10 protein-coding genes are annotated in these 20,257 nt (G+C 44.8%); all 10 read left to right on the top strand.

The genetic code is table 11. From position 1 onward, the window contains the following. Positions 1 to 35: 35 nt before the first annotated feature. Positions 36 to 3,251 (top strand): ligand-binding sensor domain-containing protein, encoded by a 3,216-nt coding sequence (locus tag AC0L6N_RS15890; RefSeq protein WP_473475884.1) that lies wholly within the window; start codon positions 36 to 38, stop codon positions 3,249 to 3,251. A gap of 495 nt (positions 3,252 to 3,746) precedes the next feature. After that, entirely contained in the window at positions 3,747 to 5,864 is a 2,118-nt protein-coding gene (locus AC0L6N_RS15885; protein WP_473475882.1) for a S8 family peptidase, read from the top strand. 260 nt (positions 5,865 to 6,124) lie between these two features. Continuing rightward, positions 6,125 to 10,621, top strand: coding sequence for a hybrid sensor histidine kinase/response regulator (locus AC0L6N_RS15880; RefSeq protein WP_473475880.1), 4,497 nt, complete (start codon positions 6,125 to 6,127; stop codon positions 10,619 to 10,621). Further along, positions 10,611 to 12,383: a two-component system response regulator gene (locus tag AC0L6N_RS15875; RefSeq protein ID WP_473475877.1), complete on the top strand. Its 1,773-nt coding sequence runs from the start codon at positions 10,611 to 10,613 to the stop codon at positions 12,381 to 12,383. The genes AC0L6N_RS15880 and AC0L6N_RS15875 overlap by 11 nt, the downstream gene beginning before the upstream one ends. Continuing rightward, complete coding sequence (locus tag AC0L6N_RS15870; RefSeq protein ID WP_473475874.1) at positions 12,380 to 15,409, top strand: sigma 54-interacting transcriptional regulator; 3,030 nt, start codon at positions 12,380 to 12,382, stop codon at positions 15,407 to 15,409. The genes AC0L6N_RS15875 and AC0L6N_RS15870 overlap by 4 nt, the downstream gene beginning before the upstream one ends. A gap of 429 nt (positions 15,410 to 15,838) precedes the next feature. Next, the gene (locus tag AC0L6N_RS15865) at positions 15,839 to 17,245 is read left to right on the top strand and encodes a DUF1533 domain-containing protein (RefSeq protein WP_473475871.1); all 1,407 of its coding nucleotides are present in this window, start codon (positions 15,839 to 15,841) and stop codon (positions 17,243 to 17,245) included. 185 nt (positions 17,246 to 17,430) lie between these two features. Then, a complete protein-coding gene (locus AC0L6N_RS15860; protein ID WP_473475868.1) occupies positions 17,431 to 18,090 on the top strand; it encodes a TonB family protein in 660 nt (219 codons plus the stop codon). 125 nt (positions 18,091 to 18,215) lie between these two features. After that, the gene (locus tag AC0L6N_RS15855; protein WP_473481353.1) at positions 18,216 to 18,725 is read left to right on the top strand and encodes an RNA polymerase sigma factor; all 510 of its coding nucleotides are present in this window, start codon (positions 18,216 to 18,218) and stop codon (positions 18,723 to 18,725) included. After that, positions 18,718 to 19,323 (top strand): hypothetical protein, encoded by a 606-nt coding sequence (locus AC0L6N_RS15850; RefSeq protein WP_473475866.1) that lies wholly within the window; start codon positions 18,718 to 18,720, stop codon positions 19,321 to 19,323. Before AC0L6N_RS15855 ends, AC0L6N_RS15850 begins: the two co-directional genes overlap by 8 nt. Positions 19,324 to 19,500: 177 nt before the next feature. Beyond that, positions 19,501 to 20,133, top strand: a complete 633-nt coding sequence (locus tag AC0L6N_RS15845) for a putative quinol monooxygenase (RefSeq protein WP_473475863.1) — start codon at positions 19,501 to 19,503, stop codon at positions 20,131 to 20,133. Positions 20,134 to 20,257 lie beyond the last annotated feature (124 nt).

The following is a 20,257-nucleotide window of genomic DNA, read 5'->3' as shown; positions in this document are numbered from 1 at the left end:
GGCTGAAGTATTATCTTAGTAGTATTGATGTATTTATGTTCAAAAACGGAATGATTTGGGTTGTACTATCCGTCTTTTTTAGTACAGGTTTGCAAGGAAGTGAAAAGCCATTTTTTAGTTTTAACCCTGCTGATTTTAGCAAGCATTTATCTCAAAAAACGGTTCGCCAAGTTTACCAAGATAGCACCGGCTATTTGTGGTTCGTGACTCAAGAGGGTGTGAGCCGATACGACGGTTACCAGCTGTTAAATTTCGTACACGATCCAAGTCAAATCAATTCCATTAGTTCTGATAACGTTCGCGCTATTGTCGAAGACAATCAAAAACGCTTGTGGATTGCGACAGATGGCGGCGGGTTAAATTTATTTAATCCGCTGGATCATAGTTTTACGCAATGGCCATCAGGTAGTGATGTTCGTAAGTCTCCCATGTCTGATAAGATCCGTAGTTTATTTTTAGCACGAGATGGGACCATTTGGCTTGGTTACAACAATGGCAACTTCAGTCAGTTTGATCCTGATTACAATACTTTCACACACTTTGAAACCCGAAATTTACTTCCAAGTATCGGACAAGATGCGTTTATTACATCCATTACAGAAAATGCTGAAAATATTTACCTAGCGACAGATGGCAATGGATTATTGATCCTAAATAAAAATCATCGTTCTCTCACTCGTATTCATATGAATGACGAAGAGCCGCTATTTAGTGACCGACTCGCAAAGGTATTTGTTGATTCACAAGAACGTCTTTGGCTTGCAAGCTACGATGCGGGCCTAGGCCTTTTGGATTTTGACGCGAACAAGTTCAAGTCGTGGCGACACGAGAAGAACCAAGTAAGCAGCTTAGCTTCTAATTTAGTTCATACGATCTTTCAAGACCAAAAACAGCGGATATGGTTGGGAACAGAAGAGGGTCTTAGCTTATGGGATGTTCAAAATAAATTTATAAATTTCAGTGAAAAAAATGGAGTCAGCAATAACAAAATACTGTCTATATTACAGGACCCATCAGGTTTGATGTGGGTTGGCACATATGGCGGGATTACCAGAGGTGTCGAAGTGCCATTCGAGTTAATCGATAAAGGTTTGGCGAGTAATACAGTGTTGGGATTTGCTGAAACTCGTTCAGCATCCGGCAATAGATCTATATGGGTTGCGAGTTATGAAGGCTTATCACAATTAAACAGTGATGGAGCTGTTGTGCAAGTGCTTAACACAGAAAGCTCACCAGCCCTTGAAGATCCTCGCATAATGACAGTTCGTGGCGATGACAATATTTTGTGGTTCGGCACCCGTGGCGGTGGATTGGGCCGGCTAAATGTTGATACGCAAGCAATAGACTATTTTCAACATGCGCCAAACGATTCAAGCAGCATTAGTTTCGACGGTATCTCCAGTATATTACCCGATAAACAGGGGAATCTGTGGATTGGAACATTCGGTGGAGGCTTGAATTTTTTGCCCGCCAATAGCAAGAAATTCAAACACTTTCGCAATGAAGCTAACAATCCAAGTAGTCTAAACAGTGATCGCGTGGTAGCGCTCTCTCGACTAAAGGACGATACGTTAGTCGTTGGCACCGTTTCAGGTTTGAATGTGTTCGATCCAATTACATCGACTTTCAAGCGTATTGAACACCAACAAGATAAGTTTGAGAGCTTATCGGCGCCTACTGCGTGGACATTTTATCAAGACAATAATGAAAACCTATGGGTTGGTAGCCAAGGAGGCGGCTTAAATCAATGGCGCAAAGAGGATATCAGAACATTAGAAAACCGCTTTACTCATTTTGATAAGCGTAATGGACTACCTAGCAGCCATATTTATTCCATTCAGGCCGACGAACGAGGTGCATTGTGGCTCAGTAGTACCGCTGGTATTACGCGTTTTAATCCAAATAACGGCACTATGCGTCACTTCGATTCGTCCCAAGGTATAGAGGACAGCGAGTTTAATTTTGGCGCAGGTTTTACCGATAGTCAGGGAGTCATGTATTTTGGTGGCAACTCGGGTTTTGTCCGATTTCATCCAAATGATATTAAAGAAAGTAAAAAAGTTCCTCCTGTGGTCTTAGTTAGAATAAAGAAGCTGAATGAAAAAGTAGGCATTGATTTACAGTATCAAGAGCAGAGTGAGATTGTCTTACACTATTTGGATTACTATATTTCTTTCGAATTCGCAGCGTTAGATTTTAATGCGCCTGAGCTCAACCAGTATCGCTACAAGTTGGAAGGATTAGATCCTAAATGGGTCGAATTGGATCACAGCCGCCAAGCAACCTTTACCAATTTACCAGCTGGTCGGTATGAACTGAAAGTACAAGCCAGTAATCACTTAGGCTTGTGGAATGCACACGGCGTCTCCTTGCCAATCACAGTACAACCCCCGCCTTGGAAGACAGTGTGGGCTTACTGTTTTTACGTGTTCTTGTGCATTGTTATTCTATTGAACGCTATGCGCAGATACCGTCTAAAGCGTTTACGACGAGCTCAGCATCTTATTGATTTAGAAGATAAAGTGAAAGAGCGTACCGCAGATCTTAGATTAGCCAATGATAAATTAGAGCAGATTAGTTTCACTGATCCGCTAACTGGCCTCAAAAACCGCCGTTACTTGAGCCAACACCTAACCGCAGATATAGATTTCGTGCTTGCAAGACATGAAGAAAATCTGGCTACTGGTGCTGCACAAGCGACAAAAGATACTGACTTAGTCTTCTTTTTAGTTGACCTAGATCATTTTAAACAGGTCAACGATCAACATGGTCATAGCGCTGGTGATATTGTTTTGGTCGAAGTGAAATCAATCTTAGAAAGTGTATTTCGTGAGACTGACTATTTGTTGCGCTGGGGTGGTGAAGAATTTCTTATCGTTGCGCGCTTTGTCAATCGAAGCAGAGCAGCCATACTGGCCGAACGTTTACGTCGTTCAATTCAAGAGCACTCATTCAAGATTGAAAAAGACATTGCGCTAAATGTCACCTGTTCAATTGGTTTCAGCGTGTTTCCATTGTTATCGAGCAATCCCACTTCACTTAATTGGGAGCGCACTATTGATGTAGCCGACTTGTGTTTATATGCCGCTAAAAAGTCAAACAGAAACACGTGGATAGGCTTTACTGACTTGACGTGCGATGAACAGGACGTGTTCAGTGCTGTAATCGCTGAGACTGAATCGTTGATCCGTTCGGGGCAACTAATGCTAGCGAGTTCTATTGATGAAGTGGATAAGATTCAATGGCGATGAACTCGTTCTCTTACATACGTATCTGAGTCTCATATGCGATGGTGGGTGACAATCATTAACGGATGTAGATTCGTCTCAGTACAGCCCTACAAACGTTCGTGGTACCCTAGCTACATCATACTTTGGACCTTTGGTAAGCCCCCACCTCGCTATTGGCGGCTTTCTGCACTTTTTCACGCTTAGGTGACTCTTCGAATTCACCTCATATACTCCCATACCTTGCTTATATAGGGCTTATTGACGGGTGTTGATCTACCAGTATGTGCCTTGTTTAACAATAAATTGAAATAAATGAATGCAACCAAAAGTCTAATTGCCATCATTTTATTCATTCAATAATTTCATTTTAGTCCGTTCGTTATTTTCACATCAAAATAAATTACTTTAAAATCAGAGCTTTGCAAATTGGCATGCTGCTTGCTTTTTACCGTTAGAGCGATAGTGCTAACTGAATTTACTTCGAACTCGGCGAGTGGATTTGAAAAGGAAAATATAATGAAACCAAAATTTAATAAGCAGCGAGCAGTACTGCTAGCGGGAATGGTGTGCTTTAGCGCTTTCGCAACAGCGGGCTTAAAAGTTAGCAGCTTAGTTAACGACATCAAATCTACTGTTGAGCCAGGTTCACTCGGAACTTCACAATTAGTTAAAACCGTTAATAGTTTAGTGGGTCTGAATAATGAAGTGATTATTCAGGGGGCTGAAATCAGTATCTTAACTGAAGTGATTAATACGCTTGGCGGCGTGATAACACATGAATTGCCCCTCATAAACGGGATTGGCGTTCGGGTAAGTGACGCACAGCTAGTTTTGCTGAATCAGTTGACTGACATTATTACTATCAAAAAGAACGAAGCCGTTTATACATCCAGTGCATTGGATCACTGTTTAGTATATGGAAGTCACGTAGCAGAGCTAACCAATAGAAGTATTCGCTGGAACCTGTATAACGCCCGTGACATGGAAGCTAACATGCAAAGCATGTCTTTCAAATGGCCTGAAGAGCTGGGACATATCTACTCTGTTAAAGTGAACGGTGCCACTGTGTATTGGCGCTTGTACAGTAAGAAGACGGGTGAATTGTCGATCGATATTAAGCGACTCAAACGTTTTGCCAAATTAGATTCGTTCGAAGGCGTAACGGTTGAAGTGTCTTTTGCCAAAAAAGGCGTTAAAAATTACCAACAACGTGATTTTTCTTTGGATGTTCAATTCAAAGAGGGTTGTGATCGCAGCCTAGTGAAGGGGTACGACACCCAAGCAAATGAAGGTGATAGCAACAGTTATTATGTGAATAACATTGGTGCTGACGAACTACATGATCGTGGCATTACAGGTAAAGACGTTACCGTTGCTGTTATCGACAGCGGCCTATGGGCTGCGCATAGCGCGTTAGGGAATGACACGGCGAATAATACACGTATTAAAGCGGCATATGATGCTTTAGAAGATACGGAACTGAACGTGAGTAATCTTACTGATGAAAACAGCCACGGAACTCACATTACAGGCATCATTGCCAATAGTGACCGTGCGGTCGTAGACGGCCAAATGCGCAGTTATTATCAAGGTGTTGCACCGGATGCAAACCTAGTGGTCGTAAAAGCCTTTTACGAAGACGGTCATAGTACTTACTTAGACGCATTACGCGGCCTACAGTACATAGCTGATAACCATGAAGCGTTAAATATAAGGGTAGTAAACCTTTCCTTTGGTGCGCCGCCTCGTTCAAATTACTGGGATGATCCCATTAACCAAGCGGTAATGGCATTATGGGAAAAAGACGTCATTGTGGTGACATCAGCGGGCAATACAGGCCCAAGTGCAATGACCATTGGCGTACCTGCAAACGTACCTTACGTAATAAGCGTGGGGGCAATCAGCGATAATTACACTCAGGACAATGCAAATGATGACACCTTGCTTTCGTTCTCATCTCAAGGCCCAACTCACGAGGCCTTTATAAAGCCTGATATGGTGGCACCTGGCGGCCATATGTTTAGCTTAGCGAACGAAGACATGTATGTGCCTGCTAAATACCCTCAGTATATGGTTGGTAAAGACCGCTTTATCATGTCCGGTACGTCACAAGCTTCAGGTGTGGTCAGTGGCGTAGTCGCGTTAATGTTACAAGACGATCCAAGTCTCAGTGCGAACGATGTGAAATGTCGCTTGATGACCAGTACGACTATGGCTCAAGTGAATGGCAAACTGGCTTACAGCCCATTTCAACAGGGCTCAGGCAGTGTTAATGCAATAAAAGCCGTAGATTCCAATGAATCAGGTTGTGCGAATAATGGCATGGACATAGCGGCCGATATTAGTGGCGACCAACATTATATGGGCGCAGCTCGAAAAGATGAAAACGGCAACTACTACATTCAAGGGTTTGAGTTTGAAGTTTGGGAAGAAGCTTTCATGTGGGAAGAAGCCTTCATGTGGGAAGAAGCTTTCATGTGGGAAGAAGCTTTCATGTGGGAAGAAGCTTTCATGTGGGAAGAAGCTTTCATGTGGGAAGAAGCTTTCATGTGGGAAGAAGCCTTCATGTGGGAAGAAGCCTTCATGTGGGAAGAAGCACACATGAACCAAGAAAACTTCATGCTGCAAGAATAACGACCTAGTTCCCCAGAGGTATGCGGTAAGCCTCTTATCACTTTGAGCCTAGGTTCATAGCGATAAGAGGCTTTTCTATTTTTAATAATTAAAAATGCAACATTCTTTCCTTTCTGCTTAAAGCGTAATTCTTGAGCTTAATTGAACCGATAACTGCGGATTATGGCGCTATGAGAGGTTGCCAAGCTGCTGTATCTGTTGGCAATTCTACAGCGATGGGGTAGTCTGTTTTTTAAAAAATAATAAGTCACTGCACGCATATGGTCATGAGTAAGGTATTTGGCGTTCTGTTTTTCTTCACGTTCGCTATGGGTATTCACGCTTCTGAAAGCCCTAATTTCAGTTTTACGTCCGCTGAATTAAACAAAGAATTATCGCAAAAAACCGTACGCCAGATTTATCAGGACAGTACCGGATACCTGTGGATCGTCACGCAAGAAGGCCTCAGTCGGTACGATGGTTATCAGCTCCTTAGTTTTGTACACGATCCGCGGCAACCGAACTCCCTCGGTTCAGATAATGTACGCGCAATATTAGAAGATGAGCAAAAAAGACTATGGATTGCGACTGATGGTGGGGGACTGAATCTTTTTGATTCAGCCAAGCAGACCTTCACCGTCTGGCAAGATGCTAAAGACTCTGGCCAGTCACCATTATCAAACAGACAGCAATCTCTTTATCACGACGCAGAAAATTACATCTGGATAGGTTATCGCGACGGTAACTTTAGTCGGTTCAATCCCCAAGATATGACATTTGAACATTTTGACACCCGTGCTCTGTTGCCTGAGTTGGACAAAGACGCCGCGGTCATGTCGCTAGTGGAAGATGGCAACTGTATTTGGTTGGCGACCGACGGCAATGGCCTACTCAAATTAGATAAAAAAACCAGAACGCTGACGCGTATTCATGCAGGCTCAAACGAACCACTGTTCAGTGACAAATTAACGCAAGTTTTCATTGATGTTCAGCAACGCTTGTGGATAGCCAGTCACGATGCAGGGGTAAGTATGTTGGACCCTCAGCGCACTAGGTTTACCACTTGGCAACATGAAAACGAGCAGGCAGGTAGCCTTGCGGCAAATCTAGTACATAGTATTTATCAGGATCAACGTCAGCGAGTGTGGTTGGGTACTGAGTCCGGTGCAAGCTTGTGGAACGGGCGTAACATGTTTACTACCTACACCACAGAAAACGGATTGAACGACAATAAAGTGCTGTCGATATTGCAAGATCCTTCTGGGTTAATGTGGTTTGGAACGTTCAACGGGATCACCAAAAATATAGAAGTGCCCTTTGAGCATATTACTAAGGGCTTGGCCAATAATGTTGTACTGGGATTTGCGGAAACGCAGTCATCAAAAGGGGAGCGTGCTATTTGGGTGGCGACTTATGGTGGCTTATCGCGATTAAACGCCCAAGGCGAAGTGCAAGATGTTATTAATAAAGACAGCACCCCTGCATTACGTGATGCCAGAGTGATGACAGTGCGTGGTGATAACAACATGCTGTGGTTTGGTACCCGAGGTGGTGGACTGGGGCGTCTCAATGTCGATACTCAGCACATTGATTATTATGTGCATGATCCTCAAAATCCGAAAAGCCTGAGTTTTAATGGTGTCACCAGTGTCTTTCCTGACAGTGCCGGCAATATTTGGGTCGGGACCTTCGGCGGCGGGCTTAATTACTTGGCGGCAGGCAGTGAAGAATTTGTGCACTATCGCTACGACGAAAATGACCCACGCAGCCTCAATAGCGATCGTGTGCTCGCTATCTACCAACTTCTTGATGGAACCATAGTGGTCGGCACGGTTGCGGGCATTAATATGCTTGATCCGGTATCGCTGAATTTTGATCATATAGAGCATCAACCGAACGACTTCGATAGTCTATCTGCACCTATGGCGTGGGCTTTTTACCAGGATTCAAAAGCACAACTTTGGGTCGGTACTCAAGGCGGCGGCTTAAACAAGTGGTCTGCGAGTGATATTGGACAATTACGAAATCACTTTACTCGTTTCGACGGTTTCAGTGGGCTACCCAGTAGTCATATTTACGCTATTTTGAATGATAAAAATGACAACTTATGGCTGAGCAGCACGGCGGGTTTAACGCGGTTGAATCCAGAAAGCGGCAAGGTTCGCCATTTCGACACCTCACAAGGGCTCAAAAATAGCGAGTTTAATTTCGGCGCAGGGTTCAAAGACAGTCAAGGCGTAATGTATTTCGGTGGCAATGAAGGCGTTGTGCGTTTTCACCCTGATGATATAAAAGACAACGATGTCGTGCCGCCTGTGGTATTGGTGCGCATTAAAAAGCTCAATGAGCAAGTGTGGTTCGATGTCCCTTACCAGCGTCTACAAAATCTGGAGTTGGATTACACTGATTATTTCATCTCGTTTGAATTTGCTGCTTTAGATTATAACGCGCCTGGCCTAAACCAATATAGATACAAGTTAGAGGGACTTGATCCTAGTTGGATTGAACTGGAGCACAGACGCTTGGCTACCTTTACTAATTTGCCACCAGGTGAATACGTTTTAAAAGTACAGGCGAGCAACAACCAAGGCTTGTGGAATACCCAAGGGGTTGAATTGCCCATATCTGTGTTGCCACCGCCATGGAAAACCCTTTGGGCTTACAGTTTGTATTGCTTGATAGCGCTGCTGATTATCCTCAACGTTATATGGCGATATCGTAGAAAACGGCAAAAAGAACTGCAACAACTCATAGAGTTGGAAGAAAAGGTTGCCGAGCGTACCAAGGAGTTAAGTCATGCTAATAGCCAGCTTGAGCAAGCAGTAGTAGAGACCGAAAAAGCTCGTAGACTCGCTGAACAAGCCAGTAAAGAGAAGAGTGACTTTTTAGCTATTATGAGCCACGAAATTCGTACTCCAATGAATGGAGTCTTGGGTATGACCGAGGTCTTATTAAGCTCAGATCTGAAACCAAAACAGCAGCACTTTGCCCAGCTGGTGTACCGATCTGGCAGGCTATTGTTGGATTTACTTAATAACATTTTGGACTTTTCAAAATTGGAGGCGGGTAAAGCGACGTTGGAGTCAGTGCCTGTTGACCTAGAAGCACTGATAGAGGAAGTGTGCGATCTGTTTAGTGAGGCTGCGTACAACAAAGGTCTCAACATTAACGCCATTTTATCCCCTGAGCCTTTGCCACAAGTCTACGGCGATCCTGCTCGCTTGCGCCAGATCATCGCCAATTTAACCAGTAACGCGATCAAATTTACCGAGCGTGGAGAAGTCAATGTCAGTATCAGGCGAGTCGCCTGTCATGATACTGAACATGAGGGTAACAACAAGTACAGCGGATTTGTATTTTGCGTACAGGATACCGGCATTGGTATGGCACCAGATCGCCAGCAAAAGGTCTTTGAAATGTTCACGCAAGCAGATGCGTCTACCACACGTAAATACGGCGGAACAGGTCTAGGCTTGGCTATCTGTAAGCAGCTTACTGTGCTTATGGGGGGGCAAATAGGCGTGCAATCCAACATTGGGGAAGGCAGTCGCTTCAGTGTTAAGATTGATTTACCGCTTTCGGACACCTCATTGATCCAACCTGCGCCAATATTAGCCTGTCCGACTGTGTACTTAGTTAATTTAAACGGTGGGTTGGGGCATGCGATAGAAACCATGCTGAGTAAATTAGATATCAACTTCGTGCACGTGCAACGGGTTAAATCTGAACTTGCCTCCGCCAAACAGGGCTTATGGATAAGCCAAGGTGAATACCAGTCGTCTATCCAAGAAGCGGGCATTCCTTTGGATAACTGGATTTGTCTGGTGCCGACTTCCCAATGGCAGGAGAACGACACGCGCAATGTTTTGCCTCTTCCGGTGCATTTTAGAGGCTTGCATAAGAGTTTAAATAGAGCGCTGGGCATTGAAAACATCCCGTCAAGTCGAGCTGATGACGAACATCGCAATCATCAGCATTTTTCTGCCAATATTTTAGTGGCAGAAGACAGTTTGACCAATCAAGAAGTCGCCAAAAGTATGCTCGGGCTATTGGGGTGTGAAGCCTGGTTAGCTGACAATGGTGCCGAAGCAGTAGAGCAAGTGAACTTGCAACAACCTGATTTGGTGTTGATGGACTGTCAAATGCCCGTCATGGATGGTTACGCTGCGACTAAAGCTATTCGCCAGAATTGGCCGAATATTCCTATTATAGCGCTGACCGCAGGCATGGGCGATAACCTGAGGCAACAGTGTTTGGACTCCGGCATGAACGATGTCATGTCTAAACCGTATTCATTGCAAGAATTAGAGCAAACCTTATCGCGCTTCTTGGAAACGCCTGTTGCTAAAGATGGGCTAACCATGGATGAAGAGCCACCTCACGATGCACTTAAAGAGACTGATGAGAGCCAAGAGCAACTCGCGCTGTTAGACATGTCGACTGTGGATACGTTACTCAATATTTCTCGAGATACCGGTAAACCAGTGTTTGCGAAAGTACTTGATGCCTTTACCCAAGAGGCGGAAAAACTGGTTGAGCAATTGGCCCAACTATCACAAACAGCGCCGTTAGATCTAGCCGTTACCGAGGAAATCGCCCATGCACTTAAATCGATGTCCGGTAACTCTGGCGCGAAGGCCTTATACGAATTGTGTAGGGAGTTAGAGAGCAAAGTAAAGAATAATGAAGTACAGGAAGTGCTTTCGTTAGCTCAGCGTATTCAAGCGACTTTTATCATCAGCTGCGAAAAATTGGAGACGTTCAGACATGTCGATTGAGGGAAAGGTTAAGATTCTAGTCAGTGATGATGATCTCACTGCACGGATCTTAATGAGGGAAACACTCGCCAGTGACACCATTGAAGTGCTGGAAGCTGAAAATGGTAAACGCGCGATAGAGCAATTTGAAGAGCATAATCCTGCCTTGCTGTTGCTTGATGTTTCCATGCCTGAAATGAACGGTTTTGACGTCTGTGAATATATTCGTACGCATAAAAATGGTAAGCACATCCCCATCATTATGGTGACGGGCTCAGATGATATTGATTCAATCCATAAATCCTATGCGGTGGGCGCCACAGACTTTATCGCCAAGCCGATTAAATGGCCCATTTTGGGGGAGCGAGTTAAGTATATTTTACGCGCTAGTCAAGCGTTCGCTGATTTAGTCACTCAACAACAAGAATTGCATCAGCTAGCGTTTTATGACTCGTTGACAGGGTTGCCCAATCGTCAATATTTGATGCAAGATTTAAAGCGCTTTTTAGCTATGGCCAAGCGCAACGAGTATCAAGCCGCGATGCTGTTTATAGATTTAGACCGCTTTAAGCGAATTAACGATACCATGGGTCACAGCTATGGTGACAAGCTGTTACGCAAGGTCGCACATCGCTTACAAGCTAATTTACGAGACAGTGATACATTTGCGCGCGTTGCCGCTGAAAAAAACAAGGAAGCCCCTCAATTATCTAGCTTTGGTGGTGACGAATTCACTATTTTCCTTAGCCGTTTGAATGATCCAAATGAAGCCATGCTGGTGGCGGAGCGGGTTATTCGTAGTTTCAGTACGCCATTTCAGTTAGAGCAATACGAAGTGGTGGTAACCCCCAGTATTGGCATTTCGACATTTCCTAATGACGGTGAAGATGCTGAAACACTGCTGAAAAATGCTGATACTGCTATGTATTTTGCCAAGCAATCTGGCCGCTGCTGTTACAAATTTTACCAAGACTCCATGAACTCTAAAGCCGCGGCACGCCTGCAATTAGAGCAAGATCTTCGACAAGCACTGAAAAGTAACGAAATCGTACCCTTTTATCAGCCACAAGTGTGTGCCAAAACGGGGCGCATTGTTGGGGTTGAGGCGCTTGTTCGTTGGTTACCGTTAAAGGGAGGGATTATTCCTCCTGATGAGTTTATTCCTATTGCTGAAGAAACAGGCCTTATCAATGAACTGGGAAGACTCGTGCTTGAGCAAGGGTGCTATCAAGCCAAGCAATGGTTAGATTCAGGTCACTCAGTGCGTATGGCCATCAATGTATCTGCGCATCAATTTAGGCAGCTCGATTTTACCCAAACGGTTGCAAAGGTTTTAGCCCAGAGTCAGCTTCCTCCCTCGTTATTAGAATTGGAGTTGACAGAGTCGGTGATCATGAGTGACGCCGAGGAAAACATCGCCCGTCTGGTTGAGCTTAAATCCCTTGGGGTTTCGCTTGCCGTAGACGATTTTGGGACAGGGTACTCTTCGTTGAGTTATCTCAAGCGTTTTCCAATCGATATTCTCAAAATAGATCGCTCTTTTATGTGTGATGTAAATTCGGCCCCAGATGATGTGGCGATAGTGGAAGCCATTTTGGCGCTGGCTGAGAGCTTAACACTCGGGGTTATCGCCGAAGGTATAGAGTACAGCAGTCAAATTACCATCCTCAAAAACACCAGTAATTTACTGTTACAAGGCTATCTATTTTCTAGGCCTGTGGCGGCAGATTATATTGGTCCTTTGCTTAGCCAAGACTTTACGTATCTGATGTCAGAATTATGATGAAAATGTCTCCCGCCTTCGCCCAGCTAGCAGATGAATTTGAGCGTATCCAATTGTTCGTGGATAAACCAAATACAATACATATTCGAGAGCTAAAAAAGCACACTGCCAATACTGAATTTATGTTTGATATTGCGCCACTTAGCCTAGCCGTCACCGCGATTAAAAGTGATCAATCAGCACCTTTGTTAGTGGCATGTGATAGTGAAGATCATGCAATCGCATTAACTGATAAATACGAACTGCTCGAGCAAGACGTTTATTGGCTAACCGCTGACACCGCGGCTTTGCAAGATACCCAGCCCGTTCCTGGACATATATTCGTTGATTGGCGAGCAAGTGGTGTATTAGCGATGATGCTTTCACTGTTGAGACAACAAGCCAGCATTAACCAAGATAAAGTGTATGTTGAGCATAAACTAAACCTGTTGTCAGATTGTTTAGGAGATCTGTCGTTAACCTTAAATGCCAGTGGGGAAATTAAAGATATTAACCCTGAGTTATTGTCTATGCTGGGAACCAAAGGGTTATCAGCGATAGGGCAAAATTGGCTTAGCAGCTTGCATATTCCCTCTTCTACAGCGAAAAAGCGCCTGCAGCATATATTGTCTGACTTAGGGCTTACGCATTCCATGACGCGTCTACCGCCATTTCCCATTCAATTAGACAAAACCGTATTGATGGTAGATGGGTTTGTCGGGCCGTTACCCAATGATGAAACCTTGCTCATTTTGCGCGAAGTGGCTCAGTGGCAAAGCCAAGAATGGGTTGCTCAGTTGAGTGAGCAAAGTACCCCTGTCACCTTGCTGCTGATTAATCCTGACGAATTTGCAGAGCTTAATCGTGTTCATGGGCGTGAAATTGGCGACGAGGTGCTCAAAGAAGTGATGCAGTCTATTTCGGCTGTATTGAGAGGCAATGATTTTGCCAGTCGTTACAGTGGGGCTGTGTTTGCCGCGCATTTACCTGAAACAAACGAAAAGCAGGGCCAGATCCTCGCCACGAGGATGTTACAGAGCCTGCGCTCTATGTCATTTACACGTAAAAAGCTGAAACTAGAATTTAGCCTAGGCTTAGCGTCGTTAGATTCAGAAGAGCAGTTAGGAGAACAGTCACCGCTGGAATTATTTCGTCGAGCGAACGCAGCGCTACAAGCTGCGCGTAGCATAGGGGGCGGTAAACTTGTCAGTTGGCAACCACAGTTTGACGCTAATATTTTAGCCAATCTTGACCGTATGAGCGGTAAGTTCTCACAAGCACCCAGCGATGATTTCAGATTGATGAACTTGCAGTGGGATATTATTCGCCTTATTGGTAATACCCATTCTTTAAAAGATTTTTCATCCCAAGTCTGTCAATTACTGGCCAGCGGATTACAGAGCATGTTTGCTGGTCTGTATATCCAACAAGGTGAAGCCTTGTCATGTTTATCTCATAGCGCAGCCATTGCGGACATCGAGGTTCAGCGAATACACCAGTGGGTAAATAGTAATATAACGAATTCTTCTACGCATGAGCGTTTAGCGCAATCAATAACAGATTTATCTGAATTTCAATGCGCTGTTATCCCATTGGAAACCAGAGCCCAATGCTTGGGCTTTTTAGTGGTTTGCTGGACGCCAAATGGAAAGGAAAACGCACACAAATGCGCTGAGCAGTTAGCGCAAGTCACTCCTAACTTAGCGGCTGCTATTGACCGTATTATGCTACTTGAACAAGATGAGAATCGCCGCGTTGTAGCAGACAAAGATCCATCCCCAGAGCATGAATTGCTGTTTGAATCAGCAGCAATGCGTACCTTAATGCAGCAAGTACAACTAGTCGCTCCCACTGACGCGTCTGTGCTAATCATTGGGGAGTCTGGAACAGGAAAAGAGGTCATTGCTCAGCAGTTGCATAATCACAGCCTGCACCCTGATAAGCCGTTTATCACGGTTGATTGCTCCACCATAGTCGAGCATTTAATTGAAAGTGAGCTATTTGGTCATAGAAAAGGCGCCTTCACTGGGGCAACAACTGACCAACCAGGCAAGATTGCCCAAGCAGATGGCGGTACTCTTTTCTTGGATGAAGTGGGTGAACTACCGCTGGACATCCAATCAAAATTACTGCGTTTTGTTCAGGAAAAAACCTTTGTTGCGGTAGGTGACCAACGTGTCAGAAAGGTTGACGTGCGCTTAGTATTGGCCACAAATCGCAATTTGCCAGACGAAGTAGCACAAGGCCGCTTTAGAGCAGATCTTTATTACCGTATTAATGTATTCACCCTTAACTTGCCAGCATTGAACGACAGAGGGGATGATCCTCTGCTCTTGTGTCGGCATTTTTTGCGTAAGTTTAGCCGGCAATACCACAAAGATATCTTGGATTTTTCTACCACTGCCATAGACAAGCTGAGCGCATATACATGGCCGGGTAACGTGCGAGAGTTACGTAATTGTATGATGCGTGCGGTCATACTTTGCGCCGGTGCATATGTGGAGCCTGAGCATTTAATTTTGCAGGAACAGGGAGACGACGTCTCGTTAAAAAGCAGTGCCAGTTCATCTGCTCAGATGCCAGATTTACTCACCGCAGGGACTAAACCTGATAGCGCGAAATTAGAGCAGATTTCGGCGCTGCTAACACAAACAATTGCCTTTGCATGTCAACAAAATCAACTGTTCTCAATCAGTGGTTGGTTGGAAAAGCAGTGGTTGAATCAGTGCGTAGTAAAGTGGGGCAGTTTATACCAGGTCGCTTTGCAGCTTGATCAATCAGAATCGACCATCAGGCGGCGCTATGCCAAGCTAAACAAACAGGATTTTGATCATCTCGATCTCGCTGAGTTAACTCTGCTATGCAGTCGAATTTTCACCGAGATACTTGAGCATAAGCCGCACAGTGCTTCGTGGCCAGTAATTGAATTTTCATTGCAGCAACTGGTGTTACAGCAAGATTTGAGTCAGCAACATAAAGCCAAGCTGCTGGACGTCACTCAGCCCACGTTACGCAAAATCATTCAGCAGATCCAAACGGCTGGATGATCTGAAAAGAAGTAATTTGAAAAGAAGCAATCTGAAATGAAAGTAAAGTGCAACCATGGCGCACTTATAGGCATTGCATTTTCATAGCACTTTCATAAGAAAACGCTCGCACATGCTCATCGGTCATGTGCATATAGCATGGCTATGCGCCTTGAACTTACTACATCAGGCCTTTCAACTAATTCTCGGCGTGAAATTTGCTAAAGCCCTTCCTATTGAAAACCAGCTAACGAATAACAGACAGCGACGGATAGTTGCTTAGGGGATCGTATTCTGACATTCGTTAGTCGCTACGCGCTATTTAGTGCGTGTAAGCACCCCGTCGATGTTCATTCTATGCTCGGTCAATACACACAATATCTACTTAACAACCTTAAATGGAATGCCGAGTGTATCTACTTGGCTACACGCTCAAGAGGAGTGAAAAGCATGATCAGCCTGCGGGAGATCAAATTTTTAGTTAGCGGTCGCTTAAAGGCGTTTGCTGCGGTTTTGTTGATCGCGACTGTGACCACAACAGCTCAGGCCGCGCAACGCGCTAGCGAAGCGTCGACAGCAAGATTAACTGCTCAATTATCTACCCAGTTAACGGCGCAACTAATCGATGGCGAAAGTGTACCTGCTTACAAAGCCATTGCTCTGAAAGGTCTGGGGCCTGAAGGTGGCACAGTCGATGTTAAACTGCTCAAAGACGGCACGACGGTAACTATGGCCAGAGCGCACATAAACACCCAAGGGCAGTGGCAAGTATCACTTGCTCAGCAACCTCCTGGAGGGCCTTATCAGTTCCTTATTAGTGACGGTGAACAGACCCAGTATCTGCATGATATATACGTGGGTAATGCTGAGCCTAGTATGCGAAATCCAAAGGGGGACATTATTCTATCCACCCGCTTAAACGATAATATGTTACTTCAACCCGGTGAAAAAATTAACGTTGGTGGCCTTGCCGAACCAGGGCGAACCGTTGATATAAAGCTGATTAAAGAACAAGAAACCTACACGATGGCCAGGGTGCAAGCAGGCAGCAATGGTCTGTGGCATGTGATTATGCCGGGACAGAAAGCTGGCGGCCCATTTAAGTTGACTGTTACTGATAGCACACACTTTAAGACCGTAAACGGTATTATTATTGGCTATGCAGATGTGAAGAAAGTCACACCTGTTAAGCCAGACGTTGCCGTGGCCAAGGCAGACGCTAAAAACAACGTTATTTTAAGAGCTACTCCAAGAGCTACTGCAGATAAAGCGCCAACTCAGGGGATTGAAAAAGTGTCTCTGGATAATGCTAGTACCACGGGCGAACCCGCTGCAACCGTGTCAGATGGGGCATTGGCGAACAAACCCAAGCGCCCAGTAGAGCCACTTCAATCCGTCGCTATGGACAAAGAAGAAGCCAAACCTGTGCTACCTTCAACTTCTACGCCTGTGAAGAGTGAATGGCTGCAACCTCAGTTTGATGATTCCCAGTGGCCGCTCATGAATCTAGCGTCTATGGAAGGGGCTGCTACAGGTGAAACTCTGATCGCTCGAAAGCACGTGCACTTCGCAATTGACCCAGAAGTGGTGAGTTTAAGTGTCGGAAAGGCAAATCAAATCAAGCAGATTTACATCAACGGAAAGGCACTCAATAGCCAAGATTGGCAGCATAATCCGTCAAAGATTGCTATACCCAGTGAGCTATTTCGGTCAGGCGACAATGTTATCGCCTTGGTGTCTCACCAACAATGGGACAACACTCAGTTTATTGGTAAATCTGCTCGCTTTAACCTCAGTATTGACCAATTCAGTCTAGAGCTGTCCAGCAACTGGAGCATATTTCAAGCGGGGAAATAAGCAGGGCTGTACCCTATCTTAAGTGCCGTTTTCATCATCGCTGAACACTTCAACGGCGCTTATGGCTCAGTCACATATTATGTAATGCTATTGTTGGCTCACCTTTTAATGTGCCTAGGTGTAAATTAATTTAACCCCTTTTGGCGTTGTGCGTCGTTACTCCATTAAACAATAGGAGAAAAGCGATGCACACAACCCTTGATTCAGTTTCACCTCAATTAACACATCCTTCCCTTCAAGTTGTGGCGCGTGTAGCGGGCAGCCTGTTAATAGCCAGCACCGTAACTTTTGGGTTATTTGTGGCGATGCAAAAACTAATCGAAAACAACGCAACCGGCGTGACGTCAGTGGAGGCTTTGCCGATAATTAATCTTTATCAACAGTTTGAAGAAAATCCAGTCATTGAAAAAGTAAGACCTTTACCTAAACCGAAGCCTGTTCCTATTCCCACAGAGCAAACCAAGCCTCAAGAAGAAGCGCCTGATAAATCCGCGCTAATCTCTAAGTACGTGCCTGATATCACTATTGCTGGGCCATCAGGCCCAATTGACACACAAATAACGCTGGATGAAGGTGAAGCGCGTCCAGTGGTACGAATAGAGCCTAAATATCCACCTCAAGCCGCTCGCGATGGTATCGAAGGGTGGGTGAAATTGACGTTCTCTATCGGTACGCAAGGGCAAGTTATAGATGTGCAAGTGATTGATGCCCAGCCCAAAAGAACATTTGATCGCGAAGCCAGAAGAGCATTGGGGAAATGGAAGTACAAACCGCAAATCGTAGCGGGCAAACCACAGCAACAAAATGGCTTAACGGTGGTACTCGATTTCAAACTATCCCATTAGCGCACGCTCTGGCATAGTAAAAGTGATATACGACCGTTGAAAGAACGTATTTAGAGGGAACGCTATTGACGATTAACTTAGCGCTGAAATCTTGGTTTAGTCAATCAAACAGTAATGAATATTTGATGCGACGATATGCCGTTTCAGGTGACCAAGGCGTATTAACCAAACTCTATGATGCTTGTGGAGACGATTTATATCACTTTCTGCTGACATTATCGGACAGCACCTTGGCAAGAGATATTAGTCAAAAGACGTGGCTCAAGGTTATTGAGAAAAGACATTTATATCAGGACACAGGGCTTTTTAAAGCCTGGTTATTTACCTTGGCGCGAAACCTGTTGATTGACGAGTATCGCGAAACAAAACGTTTGGTGTACGAAAGTGCGCCAATCGATAGGGCAGCTGCTCCTGCTATCACATCATGCTCACTGCTAGGGCGCTTTGATGGAGCGTTGAATTCGTTAGCGTTTGTGCAGCGAGAAGCTTTTTGTTTACAACAAGAAGGGTTCAGCATGCAAGAAATTGCGCAAATCACCCACTGCGGTCAGGAAACCGTTAAGAGTCGACTGCGTTATGCCAAAGCATCGCTGCGCGAGCAATTGAAAGAGGGGTTAGGACACAAGCATGTCTGAGCAAAAAGAGAAACACAATCAAAATGAATTAAACGATTCGTCACTAGCGAGTTTATACCAAGCGCGCAAAGCACAGATCAAAGCGCCACCAGCAATTAAGCGCTCTACGCTTAACGCCCAGCGCTCTGGATTGCAGAATAGGCACGTTTGGCAACGCCTCGGAAATGTTGCGTTAGCTGCGAGTACACTGCTTCTAGTGCTGATCACGTTCTGGCACCACAGCGCATGGGATGATTCATCACAGGTATTTGCTAATAAAACATATACCCAGGTCACGTTGCATTCATTAGCTTCAACTAAACAGTCGGAGGCGATTTCAGAGCGTTTTGCCACGCATTACGCTGACTATTTAGCACAGCGAGAAGTATTGGTTATGCACCACCAAAAGCATGCTGTGTTAGCCCAAGTAAGCGACGGCTGGCAACTGCAAACCTGCGACGCGCAAATAGTCAGAGTTTCTCAACGTTTAATCGATGCTCTTCGTAACATTCAGCAGATTGAAGGTCGGTTTCATCAGGGGGACTTTGTCGACGTACGGTTCGGCAAAAACGGGATTATTCTCGGTATTGAACGCAGCATGCAGAGCATGCACTGCTGAGTGCCGCATTTCGTTATCAAATTTTCATTGAAAGTCTTTCTGCATTCTGCTGGTTTTTCAATATAGCAATGAAAGATAGTATTTCATCACTGACTGAGGCAGACCTGTTGCGGCAACATGAAGTGACAGACGCTGCCTTTAAACCCAATGAAATATTTCAATAGAAAGGACATGACCATGCTCACTCTGATCGTAAAATTTGATGTAAAGCCCGAACAACTCGAAACGTTCAAACAGGTTTTAAACAATAATAAACTAGGTTCACAGAACGAGCCGGGGATGCTGGAAATGCGTTTCTTTGAGGGTAAGGATTCACCAACGACCATTTTTGCTTACGAGCGCTGGGCAAGTGCTGAAGCTCACCAAACGCATGCGAATCAACCGTACGCAAAAGCGCTATTTGAGCTGGCTGAAACGGCCCTTGCGTCGCCCTTAGAAGTGCTAAATTTAAAGGATACTCATCCAGCGCCATTGCATGAAAGCAACCCTAAGCAGGTGCAGCCCCAAGATGAAGTCTTCAGTATCTTTTTTATATTTAAGATTAAGCTTGAGTATCGAGAGCAGCTGCTTAAACAATTTTCCAGTCACATTGTGCATACGAGAAGTGAAGAGCCAGGAAACTTAGTGTTTGACTTATATACTATCGAGGGGCAAGACGACACCCTAGTCGTATATGAGCATTGGCGTACAGAGTCTGACGTTTGGGATATTCATTTTAATCAGCCTTATGCCATCGATACCGGCAAGCTGTTAGAGCAAGCCATAGTGGGCGACATGAAACAATACATGAATTTCGTCAAGGAGTTTTAGGGTTATCAAGTAGGCTCTAACCCCGAATCTGCAGTACAAAGTTGTGTGTCATCGAGTGTGACTTCCTATTGGCCATAGCCGAGTTATTTAACTCTCTATGGTCTTTTTTGTGCTTAATCTTTAT

The organism is Paraglaciecola sp. G1-13 (assembly GCF_055809255.1).
This window is presented reverse-complemented; position numbering and strand designations above follow the sequence as displayed.

Excerpts from the sequence above, each read along its gene's own strand:
- AC0L6N_RS15890 (WP_473475884.1), top strand. The coding sequence starts at position 36 with ATGTTCAAAAACGGAATGATTTGGGTTGTACTATCCGTCTTTTTTAGT.
- AC0L6N_RS15845 (WP_473475863.1), top strand. The coding sequence starts at position 19,501 with ATGCTCACTCTGATCGTAAAATTTGATGTAAAGCCCGAACAACTCGAA.
- AC0L6N_RS15885 (WP_473475882.1), top strand. The coding sequence starts at position 3,747 with ATGAAACCAAAATTTAATAAGCAGCGAGCAGTACTGCTAGCGGGAATG.
- AC0L6N_RS15860 (WP_473475868.1), top strand. The coding sequence starts at position 17,431 with ATGCACACAACCCTTGATTCAGTTTCACCTCAATTAACACATCCTTCC.
- AC0L6N_RS15870 (WP_473475874.1), top strand. The coding sequence starts at position 12,380 with ATGATGAAAATGTCTCCCGCCTTCGCCCAGCTAGCAGATGAATTTGAG.
- AC0L6N_RS15875 (WP_473475877.1), top strand. The coding sequence starts at position 10,611 with ATGTCGATTGAGGGAAAGGTTAAGATTCTAGTCAGTGATGATGATCTC.
- AC0L6N_RS15855 (WP_473481353.1), top strand. The coding sequence starts at position 18,216 with ATGCGACGATATGCCGTTTCAGGTGACCAAGGCGTATTAACCAAACTC.
- AC0L6N_RS15880 (WP_473475880.1), top strand. The coding sequence starts at position 6,125 with ATGGTCATGAGTAAGGTATTTGGCGTTCTGTTTTTCTTCACGTTCGCT.
- AC0L6N_RS15865 (WP_473475871.1), top strand. The coding sequence starts at position 15,839 with ATGATCAGCCTGCGGGAGATCAAATTTTTAGTTAGCGGTCGCTTAAAG.
- AC0L6N_RS15850 (WP_473475866.1), top strand. The coding sequence starts at position 18,718 with ATGTCTGAGCAAAAAGAGAAACACAATCAAAATGAATTAAACGATTCG.